This window comes from Paenibacillus sp. BK720 (genome assembly GCF_011761545.1).
GTDB lineage: Bacteria > Bacillota > Bacilli > Paenibacillales > Paenibacillaceae > Pristimantibacillus.
Genome location: NZ_JAASRQ010000007.1, coordinates 406,377 through 424,105 on the forward strand (window position 1 = coordinate 406,377; position 17,729 = coordinate 424,105).

Genomic DNA, 17,729 nt, shown 5'->3' on the forward strand with positions numbered 1-17,729 from the left:
AAAAGAACCTGGGCAAACGGCTCAGGTTCTTTATATTGCACGCAAACATATACGATGATATAATCGATTCACAACTGTCTTTTAGAAACTAGACATAAATATCTTATCTTACAGTTTTATTGTATCATGCCGATTCGAATCTTGTCAAATGTTTTTCTCAAATTTAGGAGCAGGAGAGATGTGGAATGAATGAATTGGTTCTAGGGTTTAAGGAAATGGATCATGCGGAGCTTTCGCTTGTAGGCGGAAAAGGATTTAATCTGGGCGAATTATCAAAAATGAATGGCATAAGCGTACCCGAGGGCTTCTGCGTAACCACGGAAGGATTTCGCAAAGCCACTGAACCGAATGAAGCGTTTCATGCTCTGGTGAACCGGTTAGCGGCGCTGACGCCCGGGGATCGGGATCTCATTCGCGAAATCAGCAGCGATATACGCCAGACGATTAGGCGGATTGAAATTCCCGGGGAGGTTGTGGCAGCCGTTACTCATTACCTCATTCCGTTTGGCGAGGAGTGCGCCTTTGCCGTACGGTCCAGCGCAACGGCGGAAGATCTGCCGCATGCCTCTTTTGCCGGACAACAGGACACATATCTCAATATTGTCGGCAAAGAAGCGATCTTTGCGCATATCAGCAAGTGCTGGGCCTCCTTGTTCACGGAACGCGCGGTTATCTACCGGATGCAGAACGGATTTGACCACAGTCAGGTTCATTTATCCGTTATCATTCAGAAGATGGTTTTCCCTTACGCCTCCGGAATCATGTTTACCGCGGATCCCGTTACGGCGAATCGCAAGGTTCTGTCCATTGATGCCGGATTTGGGCTTGGAGAAGCGCTGGTCTCCGGTGTGGTATCCGCCGATTGCTACAAAGTGCAAGAGGAAAAGGTCGTCGACAAGCGGATCGCAGCCAAAAAAATCGCAATATACAGCCAAGAGAATGGCGGAACCGAGACGCAGTCCATCGACCCTCACCGGCAGAAGCAACAGGTCCTTACGGAAGAACAAATCCTGCAATTAGCGCGGATCGGCAGACGGATTGAAGCCTATTTCGGCTGCCCGCAGGATATCGAATGGTGTCTGGCGGAAGAGACATTCCATATCGTTCAGAGCCGCCCCATCACTACGCTGTATCCGATCCCTGAAGCCAATGATCAAGAAAATCATGTTTACGTCTCCGTTGGCCACCAACAAATGATGACGGATCCGATCAAACCGTTAGGCTTGTCTTTTTACCTGTTAACGACTCCCGCGCCAATGCGCAAAGCAGGCGGAAGGTTGTTTGTTGATGTTACCCGAATGCTTGCTTCGCCGGATAGCAGAGAAAGGCTATTAAACACAATCGGACAATCCGAACCGCTCATCAAGGACGCTTTAACAAAGGTAATCAAGCGTGGAGACTATATCCGGCCCGTATCGGTCGAAACTTGCGAACCCCATCCCGGCCAAAGCCAAAAAGCCGCGTCGCCTGCAAATACGCAAACAGAATCGCAGCTTGAACCCGGCGTGGTTCCCATTTTGATTAAAAATAGCGAAGCCTCAATTGAAGAGCTAAAGCAAACGATCCGGACGAAATCCGGCGCGGATTTATTCGATTTTATCGTGGAAGATATCCAGCAGCTGAGGAAGGTTCTATTTAACCCGCAAAGCATTCAAGTCATTATGGCGTCTATGAATGCCTTAACCTGGATTAATGAGAAGCTTTACGAGTGGTTAGGCGAAAAAAACGCGGCGGATACGCTTTCCCAATCGGTACCGAACAATATTACCTCGGAGATGGGACTGGCGCTTATGGATGTCGCGGACGTCATACGTCCATATCCGCAAGTCATTGAATATTTACAGCGGAATAAAGATGATTGGGATGGACTGGTCCATGTTGAGGGAGGAAGGCCGGCTCTAAGCGCCATCCATGATTATCTCGGCAAATACGGCATGCGGTGTCCCGGAGAAATCGATATCACCAGAACCCGTTGGAGCGAGAATCCGGCTGCTCTTATTCCCGTCATTCTTACGAACATTAAAAACTTTGGGCCAAATGCCAGCAGCCGCAAATTCGAGCAAGGACGGCAGGAAGCTCTGGCTAAGGAACAAGAGATATTGGAACGGCTCAGGCAATTGCCGGATGGCGAGCTTAAAGCGAGCGAAACCAAGCAAAGGATTGACCAGATCCGGAATTATGCCGGTTACCGGGAATACCCGAAATACGGAATGGTCAGCCGTTATTTCGTATATAAACAGGCGATTCTGAAAGAAGCCGTAAAACTCGTGGAAAAGAACGTCATTCAAGAAAAAGAAGATGTTTATTATCTGGATTTTGAAGAGCTTAAAGAGGTAATACGGACAAATCAACTGGATTACCGGCTCATCAGCAAGCGTAAAGACGATTATAAGCGGTATGAAAAGCTGACTCCGCCACGCGTGATGACATCTGACGGCGAAATGATAATAGGTGAATACCGGCGCGAAAATCTGCCGGCCGAGGCTATCGCGGGGTTAGCGGTGTCCTCCGGACTTATAGAGGGCCGGGCACGCGTCATCCTGAACATGGAAGAAGCAAATTTGGAGGACGGGGATATTCTAGTCACTTCTTTTACGGATCCCAGCTGGACCCCTTTATTCGTATCCATCAAGGGTCTGGTCACGGAAGTGGGCGGACTGATGACGCACGGAGCGGTTATCGCGCGGGAGTACGGGCTGCCCGCTGTTGTAGCCGTAGAGAATGCCACAACTTTGATCAAAGACGGACAACGAATCAGAGTGAACGGAACGGAAGGGTATATCGAGATCTTGGGATGAATCCAATTTGCATAAATCTGATCGGAAATACACAATCTAGATTTAGCTTTTTGCAGAAAGGGTGATACCGGAAAATGTCAAACAACAAAAACTACAACCATAACCAACATGATCATACCGATAATAATGATCAACGGCAAAATAGCGTACATGGCGGCGAGAACCGCAATGGGCGTCTAAGCCAAATTAAAAATAGCAATCCCAATGGCGATGAAATTCAAAATGAGTTCTTGAGCGATAAGGAATTATAGCCCTCGAGAAAAATAACAAGGAACAGCAGCCGGTTTGGCTGCTGTTTTTTGTTGCGGGCGAGTTCGCTGCTTAAAAGGAGCGTGAAAATAATTCCAATTTGCTTGGGGTCTTGCATCTAGAACATATGTTTGGTATATAATGAATAAGAACAAACGTTCCTGGCGGGGTGATAGCGATTGGAGAGATTTATCGGCAAAGTGGTACAGCTGATTTATGTGGATCGGAAGCGCGAGGTAAGCATACGCGATGTACGCGTGATATCGGTTAAGGCTGGACGGCTGAAGGCGTATTGCTTCCAGGCGCAAGCCATTCGTATTTTTAATCTCGGTGGAATCGTTGATATTGAGATCGCGCGAAAGAAAGAAGGGGCTTAACCTGTTGAACGATACGGAGCGGAAGCTGCTCAGAATTCTATATAATCGAAACGGCCATCAGAACACGCGTATTTCTATTCCGGAACTAGCGCGTTTCGCACAAAGGGAAGTTGGCCAAATCCGAAAGGCCCTCGAGAATTTGCGCGAGGAACGGTTCATCGAATGGGAAGATTCGATGGATTACGCGCGGGTTATTCCCGGATGGCTGCAATCGCGTTAAATACGAACAGCCCGCTTCTTGTGAGCGGGCTGTCGATATTCCGGCAAGCTTTTTATTTGCCGTTAAACGCGCTAAGCATCCAAACATGTTTTTCGAGCTTGGCATGGATGGCAAGCAGCATGTCCGCCGTTGTTTCGTCGCCGTCTTCCTCGGCGTCCTCCATTCCTTCCTTAAGCTCGTCAATAACGAGCGAGAAGTCTTTAATAAGCTGGTCTACCATCTGTTCGGCCGTTTCCTTGCCGCTGGCTTCCTTAATGGCGGATTCCTTCAAATGGTCGCTCATCGTAGCGATCGGCTGGCCTTTTACCGCAAGCAGACGCTCCGCGATTTCGTCGACATGCAGCGCCGCTTCCTCATAGAGCTCCTGGAATTTTACGTGCAGCGTAAAGAACTGCGAGCCTTTAACATACCAGTGATAGTTGTGAAGCTTCGTATAGAGAACACTCCAGTTCGCGATCTGGCGGTTCAAGTGTTGTTGGACGGTTTTCGTTGTTTTTGTAGTCATGGTTCATTCATTCCTCTCGAGTTTAATATATGAATTCTGGTTATTTAATAAACAGAAAAACAGGCATTGAAACAACAGCGTTCTATTTACTCGCGAACATCCGTTTGGTATAGTCGATTCAATAGGAAATCGCAAACGGCGAAGGGCGTGGAGAGGCTATGACAAAAACCGTGCAACTGTCCGTGCGTGCGCTTGTTGAATACGCATATCGGAGCGGGGATATCGATACGGCTTTTAGATCTGCCGTCGCGCTTACGGAAGGAACGAAAGCGCATCAGCATATTCAAAAGCAATATGGCGAGCAGGATGCCAAAGAGGTATACGTATCGGCGGAAATCGCTTGCCGGGATATGCTGTTTGTTATCGACGGCCGTTGCGACGGCTTGCTGCAAACGGATGGCGGGCTGACGATCGACGAGATCAAATCCTCTTCCGGCATGCTGCCCCGCCTTATGGAGGAGACGTACCCCGTTCATTGGGCGCAGGCATACTGTTATGCCTATATGGTCGCGAAGGAGCGGGAGCTTGACGCGATCAACGTTCAATTGACTTACATGCATATAGATACCGGCGAATGCCGACGCTTCGTGCGTTCGATGACCTTTGCGGAGCTCGAACGATTTCTGCTCGATACGGTTAACCGGTATTATCCGTATGCCGCAATGAAAAATGCTCATGCGGAAAAACGGGATGCCAGCATCAAGAAATTGGCTTTCCCTTTTCCGTCGTATCGTGAAGGCCAGCGCAAACTGGCTGCTTCCGTGTACCAGACGATCGTGGATGGGCGCATGCTGTTTGCGAAGGCGCCAACCGGAATAGGCAAGACCATGTCAACGCTGTTTCCGGCAGTAAAAGCAATCGGGGAAGAACGACTGCAGCGGCTCTTTTATTTGACAGCCCGCACGACAACGCGCACTGCTGCCGAAGAGGCGCTTAAGATGCTAGGCGAAGGCGGCCTTCGTCTCCATACCGTTACGTTGACGGCAAAAGATAAGGTATGCTTGAAAGACGAGGTACGCTGTTCTCCCGAGTACTGCGAATTCGCAAAGGGTTATTATGACCGCATAAACGGCGCCATCCTGGATATGCTGGGCAACGAGACGTCCATGACGCGCGAAGTCATTGAGCGGTATGCTTATAAGCACCATGTCTGCCCGTTCGAATTTTCGCTTGATGCCGCTTATGCGGCGGATGCGGTCATCTGCGATTATAATTATATTTTCGATCCGCGTGTAAACCTGAAGAGACTGTTTGAAGAGCAGAAACGGAAGACGGCATTATTGGTTGACGAAGCGCATAACCTTGTCGACCGGGCTCGCGAAATGTATTCCGCGGAGCTTCGGAAGGCCGATTTTCTTGCTCTGCAGCGCGCAAGCAAAACCGTCCGTCCGCTTGTGTACAACTCGGCGAAAGCAGTAAACCAGTATTTTATCGCTTTGCGCAAATCGATGGAAGAAGACGCAACCGGCAGGAACATGGAGCGCTACCTTCCGGAGCAATTGCTTGAACAGTTGGAAGCTCTTGCCCAAGCGGCAGAAGAGCAGTTGGCCCTAGGGGACCAAGATCCCTTATTGCTGGACGTCTATTTCGGAGCTCAACAGTTCTTGCGCATAGCCAAGCTGTACGACGAGCGGTATGTCACCTACGCCGAGAAGGACAGGAATGACGTTCGCCTGAAGCTGTTTTGCCTTGATCCGTCGCATCTGCTTCGGCAATACGCCAAAGGCTACAAGGCGCAGATTCTGTTTTCCGCTACGTTATCTCCGCTTCATTACTTTATGGACATGCTTGGCGGGGATGCAGAAACGGATTACGCCGTCGCTATTCCGTCTCCGTTCTCGCCCGAGCAGCTAGATGTCCGAATCGAACGGCTGTCGACCCGCTACCAGGATCGCGAACGGACCTTGGATCGGGTTGCCGGATTATTGCATTCCATGGTTGAGCGGCATCGAGGCAATATTTTTGTGTTTTTCCCGTCTTATGCCTATATGAATGGCGCGTACGAACGGTTTATGGAACGGTCGCAATCATCCGAAGGGACGAAGGCATTTACGGCGATCGTCCAAACGCCTTCTATGTCCGAGGAGGAGCGGGATGCCTTTTTGGCAGCCTTTGCGCCGGGAAATAAAAGCGCGCTGGTCGGTTTCGCCGTTATGGGCGGCATTTTCTCGGAAGGCATCGATTTGGTGGGGGACCGTCTTACAGGCGTGGCTATCGTTGGGGTAGGATTGCCACAGGTCGGGCTGGAAAGGAACATTATCAAAGACTATTTCGACCGCCAAGGGAAGAACGGATTCGAGTATGCCTATGTGTTTCCTGGCATGAATAAAGTGCTGCAGGCCGGCGGTCGGCTCATCCGTTCCGAGAACGACCGGGGGACGCTATTGCTCATCGACGACCGTTATGCGCAGCCGCAGTATGCCAGGCTTTTGCCTCCCGAATGGAGCAGGAACTAAGCGGCAGCTGATGTTTCAAATCCGTCCGAGCGGTCTAAGAAAAAGGCAGCAACGTTAAAGGAGGAATGGACATGCCCTGGAACAAAGACGACTATCCGGAGTCTCTCAAAAACTTCATGGCTCCAATCCGCAACAAAGCGATAGATATAGCTAACGAGCTGCTGAAGGATGGCTATTCCGAAGGCCGAGCGATTTCCATCGCAACCGCGAAAGCCAAGGAATGGGGAGAGCATCACGATAAGCAAATCCGCAAAAAAGGCCATTGATGATTTAATCGCATAAATTTATGGATTAGCCGCTAAGTGAAGCGGCTTTTTTTTTGTCCGGCCCGCACTGGGAGGGAACAATTTACTAAGAGAACTCCAAATTCGTGCATGCTACAATTAAAATTACAACTAATTTACAACTTGGAGATAAGTTACTCTACCTTTTTCGTCTATCATAATAGGGTAGGCCTTAATATCTGGAGGTATGGAATGGAGCATATTATCATCATTGAAGATGACCCGGCAATTTCCGATCTGATTAAGCTGAATCTTGAATTAGCCGGCTATGGCTGCCGGCAGGCATATTGCGGACAAGAAGCTGAAAACCTATTGGCGGAATTCGCTCCGGATCTGGTGCTGCTGGACATCTCCCTTCCCGATATGGAGGGGTACGAGCTATTGGAGCGATTCAAGCGAATTGAAGTACCGGTTATCTTTCTTACGGCTCGCAATGCTCTTGTCGATAAGGTAAGAGGATTAAAAATGGGAGCGGATGACTATATCGTCAAGCCATTTGAAGCGATGGAGCTGCTCGCCAGGATCGAAGCGGTCCTTCGCCGTTTCGGGAGGAAAAACGACAGCTTAAACGTCGGCGGCCTCGAAATTCATTTGGAGGAGCGAATGGTCAAGAAGGAAGGCGTACTCGTTGAATTGACCATGAAGGAGTACGAGCTTCTTCTCCTCCTTATTAATAACCGCAACAAAGCTCTTTCCCGCGAAAAAATTCTCGAGCTTGTCTGGGACTATGAGTATAGCGGCGAGACAAGAACCGTCGACATCCATATTCAAAAGATTCGAAAAAAACTGGGCTGGGAAGAACGGATTAAAACCGTCTATAAATTCGGATACCGGCTTGAGGTTATCTCATGAAGCTCTGGCTGAAGGTTTTCTGGTGCACGTTCTTGTTATTCGAGGTATTGTTTAACGCCTCTTCCTTTTACCTCATCAAGCATAATTTTAATCAAAACCTGGTGAGAGAGGTCGACAGGGGGTTGGCCGACCGGCGTATGCTGTCCGATCAGATCGAGGCGAACTGGTTGTATATCAACAACTTGAATCAGCTTTTGAATACCGCCAAGGACGATGCGGGCGATTTCTTGCAGCGCAACGCAACGAAATATTTAAGCTCTTACGACCCGGACAAGGTATCCATAGAAATTAAAGATGGCGGCGGTCAAACGGTATATACCAATTACTTCGACAACATCTCCGAACAGAGACCCGAGCTGGAGGTTAATGATCCGTCGGATACCAAATACATGATTCGCGGCGTTGGCCACAAAAGCGTTTTGTTTGCCACGGGCTTAATCCAGTTGAACGGCCAAAACTTCAAGCTCACGTACATTCAGGACTTAACCGACATTTACGAGGACAAGAACGCGCAAATCCGAAATTTCTTCAAGCTCAATATCGTGATTGCCATCGTCCTGGCAGCCGGTTTGTACGGTATTATCCGGTTTCTGACTCGTTCCGTCCGCATGCTCGCCAAATCCGCGCAAACGATTGCTTCCGGCCAATATTCGCATCGTGTCAGCGTGTTATCGAAGGATGAAATCGGCTTGCTGTCCGAACAGTTCAACATAATGGCCGGGGCGATCGAAGAGAAGGTAAACGCCTTGGAAATGACCGCAAGGAATAAGCAACGTTTTATTCATTATTTAACGCATGAGTTAAAGACGCCTCTGACATCCATTATCGGGTATGCCGACTTTCTAAGAGCAACAACTTATAACGAAGAGGTATTTTATAAATCTCTCAATTATATTTACGGAGAAGGGAAACGGCTTGAAAGCCTGGCTTTCAAGCTTATGGACCTCATCCTTGTCGAAAATCATCAGCCCCGCATGACCGTTGAGGAGATGGGGCCGGTTCTGGAAGCGACTTTGCAATTCATGAGACCGCAGCTGGAAAAAGGTCAGATTCACCTATCCATGGCTGTGGAGCCCATTCGTTTGCGGATGGAAAAAGATTTGATTCATATTCTCATCACCAATTTGATCGACAATTCCATTAAGGCATCAAAGGCCGGAAGCAGCATGGGGATCCGCGGGTATCGTAAGGAAGATTCCCGATATGTCATCGAAGTGCAGGATGAGGGCATCGGAATACCCGACAAAGATATGGCGAAAGTGCTTGAGCCTTTTTTTAAAGGGGATCCGATCCGCCCGCATACGAATCATGGCGCAGGCTTAGGGCTTGCGATTAGCTCCGAAATCGTCCGTCTTCACAAGGGAGAAATCCATATTCATAGCCGCCCGAACGAAGGAACCATTGTCCAAATCGTCCTTCCCGGATTAAACAACTAATTTACAACTTGCCGATAGTTTGGAAATATGACGCTTTTATAATGAAGTTGCAAGTAGGAACTGCGCACTCCAAACGCAAATCACATATCCGGAGGGAATAACATGAAACTTCTTGAAACAGTCAAAAACAAAAAAATAACCGGCACAATCTTGGCATCGGCGCTTGTGATCGGAAGCTTCGGCACCATTACCGCATTCGCGGCAAACGGGAGCGACGCGATTCCGAAAAACACGGTCATTACGGCATCCGCGCCAGCTGAATCGCCGGTCGTCGCGGATATAACCCAAGGTACTATCGAATACAGCAAGGATACTTATTCGAGAACCGACGGCAGTCAGAACTTTACCTTGGAGCACTGGTTTGATCCGCAAACGAAGGATTTCAGATCGGATCTCATGGAATACTCGTCCGAGCATCAGCTGGTGCGTTATCAAAGCACTTACTATCTTAACGGCTTTAACGAATTGGTCGTCATTCAACGGGACAAGGACGGTAAACCGTTAAGTGCAAAAACGCTTCAAAGATCGGATGATCCTACGGCTTTCGAAAAATTGGACCAAAAGAATCTCGCTTTTAGCGGGGTGAAGAATAATTACAAAGCCAGCTACTGGACTTCCGTTGGCACTGAACAAGCTGCGGATGGAAAGACCTTGAATAAGATTATGGACAGCTATCAATCCTATATCGATGACAATACGCAAGCTAATATGCAGTACGTTGTGTATCTCGATCAGGAATCCGGCCTTCCGGCGAAAGAAGAGCTTTATGAAGATTCCACGGGTACATTCAAGCTCTTCAGTTCCGATACGAACGAATACAAATACGTTGCAAATGACAGCTCCATCTTCCATGAAGACGGGGTAACGCCTACCCCGGTCAAAACCGGTGACGAAGCATTCGCCAAATAATGCCGTTAAGCCCTCGCCGTAAAGGTGAGGGCTTTCTTGGATGTATTTTTTTCCAGATATTAAGAGATACTTTACCTGAGTATTTGACGTATAGGAGAGGAGTAACCATGAGCATTCAACGCATTATAATAATTGTCCCTCTCGTTTGTTTTCTGATTCTGTCTTCAAGGTCATATGCAAATGCTGATCCGAATCCTAAATTAGATGCACTTGAGAAAGCGATGTTGCAGGAACTAAACCCCGTGATAAAGAGCTCGCTTCAGCAAATTTATAACGAAAGATATCCTCAATTCAATGGAGAGAGGATCATTTCGATCAATGAACATTTTACGATAAAAAAGAACGGCAGCCGCACCCTCCCTGTTGATGCCATTCACGGGGCGCAATACTTTGAAATAGAAGTAGAGCTGAGCAGGCCTGACGGAGAACGCATACAGCTCTTGTTAAAAAATGACGGCCCCGACAACAGCTATGCGTTGAAAGCTTATAAAATAATAGCAGCTCCGTAATATCTGATGCCGCGTATATCGCGGCATTTTTTTGTTGAATCCGCTTCACGATTTCATGCGCAGGGTATATATCTAAAAATTCACGTTAAATAGAATGCGAGTGTGATTTGCTATGGATTACGGAATGATATCAGTGAAGCTCATCACGGGTTTCTTTGGCCTGTGGTTCATGACCAAGCTGCTCGGCAAGAAGGAGATTTCCCAGCTGACGCCGTTCGACTTCGTCTCGTCGCTAATGTTAAGCGAGCTTGTGGGAAATACGGTCTATGACCGCGATGCGCATTTCTCGATGCTCTTATACGCCCTCGCATTATGGATGGCGTTATCGCTAGCCTTGGAGAAGGCGGTTCAGCTTATCCCCGCTTTATCCATACCGCTAAACGGCAGACCTGATATCATCATTCGCGACGGCGTAATAGACGTTAAGGCAATGAAACGGAACCGTCTGGATATGCATCAGGTCGGGATGCTTCTGAGAGAGCAGGGAGTCTTCACCGTTCGCGAGGTTGCGTTTGCGGTATTTGAACCCAACGGAAGCCTTAGCGTGATGAAGAAGCCCGGCCAAGAGCCCCCAACTCGGGAAGAACTAGGTGTACCGGTGCCATCTACCGGACTTCCGCGTATTCTTATCGAACAAGGCAAGCTGCAGCGCGGCGAGCTTCGGGATATTGGACGCAGCGAGGAATGGTTGTTGGCTCAGTTGAAAGAACAAGGCATTGACCGCATCCAAGCCGTCTATTACGCCGAATGGTCGGAGGAGGAGGGCATGCATTTCCAGTTGAAAAAGTCTATAGGGTAAAATCTATCCTTTCAAATGGACATAACCGTGCGATTTATGGTGAAATGAAGAAGACAAAGAAGGCATTTCTACTCTAACAAAGAATACTATTATCGAATGCGAAAGTTAACGGACAAGGAGAGCGGAGACATGAGAATCGATCTTTCTGGAAAAGTAGCTTTGGTGACGGGGGCGACCGGCGAGCTTGGCCGAGTCATCGCGCGTACCCTCGCGGAGTGCGGAGCAGACATCGCCTTGCATTATCATAGTAACGAAGCAAAAGCGGCCGAACTAAAGAGCAGTATCGAAGCGATAGGAAGACGCGCGGTTGCGATTAAAGCGGACGTGACGAAGCAGGATTCTATCGCTGCGCTGCAACAATCCGTCGTATCGAGCTTGGGTCAGGCGGATATCGTAGTGGCAAATGCGGTCGTTCAGTACAAATGGACTTCCGTACTGCAGCAGCCGGCCGAGGACTATGCGAGCCAATTCGAGTCCTGCGTCATGCAAAGCGTGTATTTGGCAAAAGCGTTCATTCCTGCCATGATCGAGAAGAAGTCCGGCCGTTTCATCGGCATCAACACGGAATGTTCAATGCAGAACTTCCCGACGCAATCGGCTTATGTAGCCGGAAAAAGGGGCATGGACGGCGTTTACCGCGTGCTCGCCAAGGAAGTTGGCGAACATCAAATAACGGTCAATCAAATTGCTCCAGGCTGGACAATCAGCGAGCGCGAGCGTACGAACGGCATGGATGAAAGCGATAATTACATCAAGAACGTTCCGCTAAAGAGACGCGGCACCGACCAGGAGATTGCGAATGCGGTCGCATTCCTTGCCTCGGATTTGTCGAGCTATATCACCGGGGCCTATATCCCCGTTAGCGGCGGCAATGTCATGCCGACGATATAAAATCGTATTTAAATGCAGTCGATCTAAAGAGATCGGCTGTTTTTTTATGGTCTTTTTTAATTATAGGCTTATAGAGGGCCAGAGGTGATGAAATCTGAAAAAAGTTAGACATAAAAATACAACCCGGCTGTTCAATATCAATATGAACAAATTCGGGTTGTTATGTTGAAGAAACGAAGCAGCGACCGTGCGCAATAAAATAAGGCGATTGTTCAGACCAAATTGGCCGATGCCTGACTTTCAGGCTGCGTTAATGGCAATGTGATGAAATACGCGGTACCGACGCCTTCTTTGCTGCGCACCTCAATCTTGCCGTTCATGCCCCGAATGACGCTGAAGAGGACCATCGTTCCGAGACCGGTGCCTTTGTCTTTGGTCGTATAATAGGGTGCCCCAAGCCGGTTGAGCTGTTCCTCGTTCATGCCGATGCCGGTATCGGCAATCGAGATGGTGACGGTTTTATTCGGCTCGTTGACCGTGTAAGTCATGGTAAGCTTCCCCCCGTCGGGCATCGCCTCGATCGCGTTTTTACCGATATTGATAATGGCTTGCCTGAACTTGGATGTGCTGCCGTACACCGTCGCGTGTACCTTTAAGTCCGTCACGATCTCGACGTTCTGCATATTCGCGTAGGAACTTAAAATTTGAGCTGACTTGGAGAGTGCCTGATCCAGTTCAATTGGCTCGAGTCTCTCAATCTGTGGCTTGGCGAGCGATAAGTAATCGGAAATAATCGCTTCCGCCCGGTCCAGCTCCTCAAGCGTAATAGCGGAGAACTCTTTACGCTTACTTTCGTTTAGCCCAGGATCGGACAACAGCTGGATGAAGCCGCGCACGGACGTTAACGGGTTGCGTACCTCATGCGCAACGGATGCCGCGATTTCGCTGACGACCTTCATTTTCTCCGCTTGGATAATTCCTCTTGCATCCGATTTTGCGTGCGAATCATCTCAATCATGAACACCAGCATAACCGCCATGATGCACTGCACGAGGATAATAGGCAGGCTTGGAACAAACGAAGACATAAAGAAGGTTTCCTTGCCTTCGAACAGGGCGTACAAATTGACGACCGATACGCGCATAAAGAAACAAACTCCGCATACAAGAAGCATTCTTTTCTTGGCGCCGGCTTTTTCGTACATCTTGAAGAGAAATAACAATACGCCAATTGTCGGCAGCAGGGAGAGGAAGTAATGAAATAGTTCGATGCCGCCCAACAGCTGCCTATACGCCAGCATGCTGCCAAATAAGAGCATTGTCGTATAAATGCCGCCGTAGAGTGAACCGATAACAAGCGGAATGGCTCTAAAATCGAGCACCGAGTCGAGGATTATGACCGGAAACGTCATTGTAATGATAAGGGGAATCAAAAATAAAACGTAAACGAAAAATGGATGCTTACGTTTATAGAAGGGTCTGTAAAATATCAAAGGCAGGAAAATGATAAAAGCGTTGAGGATAAAGTCGGAATGAGAGATCATGAGCTGTTCCTTTCGTGAGTGCTAGCCATTGTTTTCGAGAAAAGAACTGTCATTTCCTTCAAACCGGGGAGTTAATTTTATATGAACCGTCCGTCATGCTCGTTGATGCAAACAAAACCAGAAAATTCGGCGGATGTAGCGATCTTAAGTTATGAAGAAGGAGAAGTACTACCGTTGTACTGGAATAGATTAGAATTTCACTTGATGCAAAAAAGGCTGCCGCTAAGCCCGGCAGCCTTATTAAGCTATAGAACGGTTTAATTAAGGCGAAACCCGAATGGAATCAAGCAGCATGTACGTACCGGATTTCTTTACGGCTTTGAGCGTATGGCTTCCGCTTGCTAAGCCCGTTGTCTGGTAAACGACTTGGTTAACCTGCCGGGCGGTACTCGACGTGTTGACCGTTGTCTGGAAAACGTTGTCGATATAGATGTCGACGTTACCCTGGGACGCGTCTTTCTCCGTGATGAGCTCAACGCCGGTACCGGAGAACGTAAATTGTAAAGAATCGTTGTTCGTCTGGGTGAAATGCACGTCATTATTGTAATCGCCGAAACCGCGGTTGCTGTTAAGCGACCAAGAGCCGGTGTAGACAATGGCAGGGTCAGTGTCGTTGTACTGAATGCGCGGGCTTTTGATTTTGAACTGGTCAAGCAGCATGTAAATGCCGGATTTTTTCACGGCTTTAATTGTATGAGTACCGCTAGGAAGCCCACTGATGCTGTACACGGTTTGCTGCACGAGGCGCGAGGGACTATAGGTATTCACGGTTTGCTTGAAAACATTGTCGATGTAGATATCGACGTCGCCTTGGGACGAGTCCTTCTCCGTCACGAGTTCGACGCCTGTGCCGTTAAACGTGTATTGTACGGAATCGTTGTTAGTCTGCGTGAAGTGGACATCATTCTGATAGTCGCCGAAGCCTCGTGCACTGTTTAGCGACCAAGCACCGGTATACGTGACGGCCGGATCCGTATCGTTCACCGGGAGCGGCGAAGCCACGTAGAAACGAAGCTTGTCGAACAGCATGTAGGTGCCGGATTTCTTGACGACTTTTACCGTATGCGTGCCGTTCGTCAGTCCGCTAATGCTGTACACGGTTTGCTGCGTCTGCTTCACGCTGTTATAGGTATTGACCGTTCCTTTTAATACGTTGTCGATATAGACATCTACATTACCTTGATCGGGAGATTTTTCGGTGATCAAGTCAATTCCGGTGCCCCGGAAGGTATATTCAAAAGCATCGTTATTCGTCTGGGTAAAATGCACGTCGTCCTGATAATCCCCGAGTCCGCGGTTGTAGCTGCGCTGCCATGCACCCGTATATTTAACGCCCGTATCATCGTCATTAGCGGTCACGGAGCCGCCGGCTGCTGTCACTTTGAATAGCCGCGATGCATGAGACGGCAAATTAACGGAGCTGTATCCCGCATTAAACGTACCGAGCTCGCTGTGGCTCCACAAATCGCGTACGGTCCCCGCGCCGTTCAGGCCAATGTCGTTCCAGTTAACCGTCACCGTCGCCGCGGAGGCGCCAAGATTAAACAATCCTACCGTATACGTTCCGTCGCCGTTGTTGGCATACCAGACTTGCTGATTGGATGCGGCGGATACGGGATGAGCCGGCCTGCCCGCTTGGTTGACGGCGATCACTTCATCGTTCGTCAATAGCGACAGGCCAAAAGCGTCCAGGTTGGTCAAATCGTTGCCCGTATACAACTGTGCCGAGGACATCGCCCACAGGGACATCGCCGTCTGCCGTTCGTCCTGCGTCAAACCGTCCATCGCGCCGTTGCCGACATTAAGCGAGTCGAAGTCGTTCCAGCCGCCCGGGCCAGCGTCCCGCCACCAGACAGCGGCATCCGCGAATAGCCTTGCGATATTCGGCCAGCTCGTGAGCGCCGTGTTTACGCAGTAGCATTCAACGTCCCAGTCGACGCGCCAGCCGTTGGCGTATTGCTTCCACGTATCGACGTAATTGTGGTCGAGCGCCCACGAGATCTCGAACCAGATCCCGCGCGAGCTTAATGCCTGCGACCAGGCGGCCACGTCGCCGCGGGCATCGATCGAAGTATCGTTATGTCCGGAACCGGGGGTAACGCTGTCGAATTTCACGAAGTCGACGCCCCATGAATCGATTAGATCCACGATCGAATCAATGTACTTTTGCGCGCATGCGTTACTGAAGTCGATTTTGTAATCCAAGCCCCAATAATCCGCGGTAGTAAGCGGTTGGACGGCAATATCCTGCATCGAGCAGCCTGGCGCACCGTAGATCGGAAGATCGGCGTTGTAAGCTTGAGGGGAAAGGCCAGGAATGAAATACAAGCCGAACTTCTGTCCGTTGGCATGCACGTAATTGATGACGTCGGTTAATCCGTTCGGATAAAGCGTCGCGCTCGGCACGGGGCGCCCGTAACCGTCAAGGCCGCCATTCCAACCCGCATCCACGTTAATGTACTCATACCCGTGCGATTGCAGCTTCTGATGCATGGCGTCTGACTGTGCTTTAATTTGCGCCGCCGTGATCCAAGCGCCATTGCCTGAATACACCTGCATGCTGTAGCTGCTCCAGCCCATTAACGGCTTTTGCGCTAATCCGTTATTGGCCGCTTCCGCGACGCGCGGCTGCAGGAAGCCGTAACCTCCGAAAACAACCGTCAGAAGCAAGGCGAGCCCCAGGATAATCCCGCCTGCCGGTTTGATCGATGCAACCATTGTCGCGCCAATCCTCTTTTCGAGCATTGCTTTCATGAATTCATCTCCTTTGCATGGATAGGATGTGGTCAAAAAAGCGAATTCCGCCGATCGAAGGGATATCAAGCAGGATAGCGCTTTCTTTGCTCCGATCATAGTGGCTTCGACAACTTGCGGACAAGGTACAGTTAAGCGCTTACAGGTACAATTTTCCTGTTTTCGTTGAGAGGAGAGAACATATTGCCGTTTCGAAATCTATTCCGGGAAAACATGAAATCTGGAAGCAATTGAAATAGGCTGGTATAATGCCATATTGAGGTTCATTCAGGAACAGGATTGGGATTAATGATCTCGATGAGGATCATTCAGAATAAGGAGGACGCCTCATGCGCGTGCTTTATGAAGCAGCTTCCGAAGAAGGTCGCGATGAATTTGTAGTAGGCGAGGTGAAGGAGCTTTTCGGAAAGAAAGGAAATTTCCGGGTGCTGCAATTTTCGGACGCGGCCGTCCAGGGAGCGCTCGATTTAGACCATCCAGATCGGATCGTGTTCGAATACCCGCAGGCGATTATTCATCTGCTGCAGCATAATCACCCGCGGCTGGAGCGCGTATTTCAGATTGGACACGGAATCGGGACGATCGCCCGGCATTGCCGCGGCGTAAGGTTTAAGACAGCGGAGCTTGATGAACGGATTATCCTGGCAAGCGAACGATTTTTCGGGTCCGCCGGGGAATCCGTCGTTCCAGGCGACGGCCGATTTATTCTGGAAGGCGAGGAAGCGGAAACGTACGACGGCATCGTCGTGGATGCCTTCACCGACAGAGGCGTGCCCCGGCATTTGACGACGGATCGTTTCTTTGCGACAGCGGCGGACAAGCTCGAAGCAGGAGGTATGATCGTGCTGAACGTGACTGGCAAAGGCCCTGGCGACCGGCTGATCGGCGCCCTTCACGCAACGCTGCTAGCGTCATTTTCCTGCGTATCGGCTTTTATGCCGCAAGCGGACAGAGCAACCGAGGTAAGGAACATTTTGCTTGCAGGACGGAATCGCCCGATTGAATTCCGGGCACGGGAAATGGCGGGCTTCGTTCCGTTCGAGCCCGCTCCCGGCACTGTCATTATGGATGAATGTTCACTTGGTAACGGCGGATGAAGGAAAGGAATAAAGTTGGTTTCTGCGATTGACTTGATTGCAACGCTAACGTAAAATTTTGGTAGGTTCAATTATTGAGAATACGCTTGCTTAAAAGTAAGGGGATGAGG

Annotated in this window: 17 protein-coding genes; 13 read left to right on the top strand and 4 right to left on the bottom strand. The window is 49.4% G+C overall.

Annotated elements, in window-relative coordinates:
• Positions 1–185 precede the first annotated feature (185 nt).
• The 4 genes from ppsA to FHT67_RS26255 all read left to right on the top strand — a co-directional run bounded on the left by ppsA (position 186) and on the right by FHT67_RS26255 (position 3,644).
• The gene (gene ppsA / locus FHT67_RS26240; RefSeq protein WP_167201821.1) at positions 186–2,798 is read left to right on the top strand and encodes a phosphoenolpyruvate synthase; all 2,613 of its coding nucleotides are present in this window, start codon (positions 186–188) and stop codon (positions 2,796–2,798) included.
• 74 nt (positions 2,799–2,872) lie between these two features.
• Positions 2,873–3,049 (top strand): hypothetical protein, encoded by a 177-nt coding sequence (locus FHT67_RS26245; protein WP_165930740.1) that lies wholly within the window; start codon positions 2,873–2,875, stop codon positions 3,047–3,049.
• 177 nt (positions 3,050–3,226) lie between these two features.
• A complete protein-coding gene (locus FHT67_RS26250; RefSeq protein ID WP_132309666.1) occupies positions 3,227–3,424 on the top strand; it encodes a WYL domain-containing protein in 198 nt (65 codons plus the stop codon).
• A 4-nt stretch (positions 3,425–3,428) separates the two neighbouring features.
• A complete protein-coding gene (locus FHT67_RS26255) occupies positions 3,429–3,644 on the top strand; it encodes a hypothetical protein (RefSeq protein ID WP_132309668.1) in 216 nt (71 codons plus the stop codon).
• 52 nt (positions 3,645–3,696) lie between these two features.
• On the opposite strand, the gene FHT67_RS26260 is transcribed toward FHT67_RS26255, so the two are convergent.
• Entirely contained in the window at positions 3,697–4,149 is a 453-nt protein-coding gene (locus FHT67_RS26260) for a Dps family protein (RefSeq protein WP_132309670.1), read from the bottom strand.
• Between the two features lie 158 nt (positions 4,150–4,307).
• Between FHT67_RS26260 and FHT67_RS26265 the strand changes: the two genes are divergently transcribed.
• From FHT67_RS26265 to FHT67_RS26300, 8 genes are all read left to right on the top strand, one after another.
• Positions 4,308–6,605: an ATP-dependent DNA helicase gene (locus tag FHT67_RS26265; RefSeq protein ID WP_167201822.1), complete on the top strand. Its 2,298-nt coding sequence runs from the start codon at positions 4,308–4,310 to the stop codon at positions 6,603–6,605.
• 71 nt (positions 6,606–6,676) lie between these two features.
• On the top strand, positions 6,677–6,871 hold the full coding sequence (locus FHT67_RS26270) for a DUF2188 domain-containing protein (protein WP_132309674.1): 195 nt from the start codon (positions 6,677–6,679) through the stop codon (positions 6,869–6,871).
• Positions 6,872–7,081: 210 nt separating this feature from the next.
• Positions 7,082–7,741, top strand: coding sequence for a response regulator transcription factor (locus FHT67_RS26275; protein WP_132309676.1), 660 nt, complete (start codon positions 7,082–7,084; stop codon positions 7,739–7,741).
• Entirely contained in the window at positions 7,738–9,177 is a 1,440-nt protein-coding gene (locus FHT67_RS26280) for a sensor histidine kinase (RefSeq protein WP_167201823.1), read from the top strand. Before FHT67_RS26275 ends, FHT67_RS26280 begins: the two co-directional genes overlap by 4 nt.
• 102 nt (positions 9,178–9,279) lie before the next feature.
• Entirely contained in the window at positions 9,280–10,086 is an 807-nt protein-coding gene (locus FHT67_RS26285; protein ID WP_167201824.1) for a hypothetical protein, read from the top strand.
• A 107-nt stretch (positions 10,087–10,193) separates the two neighbouring features.
• A complete protein-coding gene (locus FHT67_RS26290) occupies positions 10,194–10,595 on the top strand; it encodes a hypothetical protein (RefSeq protein WP_132309680.1) in 402 nt (133 codons plus the stop codon).
• Positions 10,596–10,719: 124 nt separating this feature from the next.
• Positions 10,720–11,394, top strand: coding sequence for a YetF domain-containing protein (locus tag FHT67_RS26295; RefSeq protein ID WP_243711712.1), 675 nt, complete (start codon positions 10,720–10,722; stop codon positions 11,392–11,394).
• A gap of 129 nt (positions 11,395–11,523) precedes the next feature.
• Positions 11,524–12,285, top strand: a complete 762-nt coding sequence (locus FHT67_RS26300) for an SDR family NAD(P)-dependent oxidoreductase (RefSeq protein ID WP_132309683.1) — start codon at positions 11,524–11,526, stop codon at positions 12,283–12,285.
• 212 nt (positions 12,286–12,497) lie between these two features.
• Here FHT67_RS26300 and FHT67_RS26305 read toward each other — a convergent pair whose 3' ends face one another.
• The 3 genes from FHT67_RS26305 to FHT67_RS26315 all read right to left on the bottom strand — a co-directional run bounded on the left by FHT67_RS26305 (position 12,498) and on the right by FHT67_RS26315 (position 16,522).
• Complete coding sequence (locus FHT67_RS26305; RefSeq protein WP_167201825.1) at positions 12,498–13,184, bottom strand: sensor histidine kinase; 687 nt, start codon at positions 13,182–13,184, stop codon at positions 12,498–12,500.
• Positions 13,181–13,768 (bottom strand): LytS/YhcK type 5TM receptor domain-containing protein, encoded by a 588-nt coding sequence (locus FHT67_RS26310; protein ID WP_279591598.1) that lies wholly within the window; start codon positions 13,766–13,768, stop codon positions 13,181–13,183. Before FHT67_RS26310 ends, FHT67_RS26305 begins: the two co-directional genes overlap by 4 nt.
• A 261-nt stretch (positions 13,769–14,029) precedes the next feature.
• Entirely contained in the window at positions 14,030–16,522 is a 2,493-nt protein-coding gene (locus tag FHT67_RS26315; protein ID WP_167201827.1) for a glycoside hydrolase family 27 protein, read from the bottom strand.
• Between the two features lie 329 nt (positions 16,523–16,851).
• On the opposite strand from FHT67_RS26315, the gene FHT67_RS26320 reads away from it, so the two are divergent.
• Complete coding sequence (locus FHT67_RS26320) at positions 16,852–17,619, top strand: spermidine synthase (RefSeq protein WP_167201828.1); 768 nt, start codon at positions 16,852–16,854, stop codon at positions 17,617–17,619.
• The last annotated feature ends 110 nt before the right edge of the window (positions 17,620–17,729 follow it).

Coding starts and splice junctions, on each gene's coding strand:
- ppsA (WP_167201821.1), top strand. CDS start 186: ATGAATGAATTGGTTCTAGGGTTTAAGGAAATGGATCATGCGGAGCTT.
- FHT67_RS26245 (WP_165930740.1), top strand. CDS start 2,873: ATGTCAAACAACAAAAACTACAACCATAACCAACATGATCATACCGAT.
- FHT67_RS26260 (WP_132309670.1), bottom strand. CDS start 4,149: ATGACTACAAAAACAACGAAAACCGTCCAACAACACTTGAACCGCCAG.
- FHT67_RS26265 (WP_167201822.1), top strand. CDS start 4,308: ATGACAAAAACCGTGCAACTGTCCGTGCGTGCGCTTGTTGAATACGCA.
- FHT67_RS26270 (WP_132309674.1), top strand. CDS start 6,677: ATGCCCTGGAACAAAGACGACTATCCGGAGTCTCTCAAAAACTTCATG.
- FHT67_RS26275 (WP_132309676.1), top strand. CDS start 7,082: ATGGAGCATATTATCATCATTGAAGATGACCCGGCAATTTCCGATCTG.
- FHT67_RS26280 (WP_167201823.1), top strand. CDS start 7,738: ATGAAGCTCTGGCTGAAGGTTTTCTGGTGCACGTTCTTGTTATTCGAG.
- FHT67_RS26285 (WP_167201824.1), top strand. CDS start 9,280: ATGAAACTTCTTGAAACAGTCAAAAACAAAAAAATAACCGGCACAATC.
- FHT67_RS26290 (WP_132309680.1), top strand. CDS start 10,194: ATGAGCATTCAACGCATTATAATAATTGTCCCTCTCGTTTGTTTTCTG.
- FHT67_RS26295 (WP_243711712.1), top strand. CDS start 10,720: ATGATATCAGTGAAGCTCATCACGGGTTTCTTTGGCCTGTGGTTCATG.
- FHT67_RS26300 (WP_132309683.1), top strand. CDS start 11,524: ATGAGAATCGATCTTTCTGGAAAAGTAGCTTTGGTGACGGGGGCGACC.
- FHT67_RS26305 (WP_167201825.1), bottom strand. CDS start 13,184: ATGAAGGTCGTCAGCGAAATCGCGGCATCCGTTGCGCATGAGGTACGC.
- FHT67_RS26310 (WP_279591598.1), bottom strand. CDS start 13,768: ATGATCTCTCATTCCGACTTTATCCTCAACGCTTTTATCATTTTCCTG.
- FHT67_RS26315 (WP_167201827.1), bottom strand. CDS start 16,522: ATGAAAGCAATGCTCGAAAAGAGGATTGGCGCGACAATGGTTGCATCG.
- FHT67_RS26320 (WP_167201828.1), top strand. CDS start 16,852: ATGCGCGTGCTTTATGAAGCAGCTTCCGAAGAAGGTCGCGATGAATTT.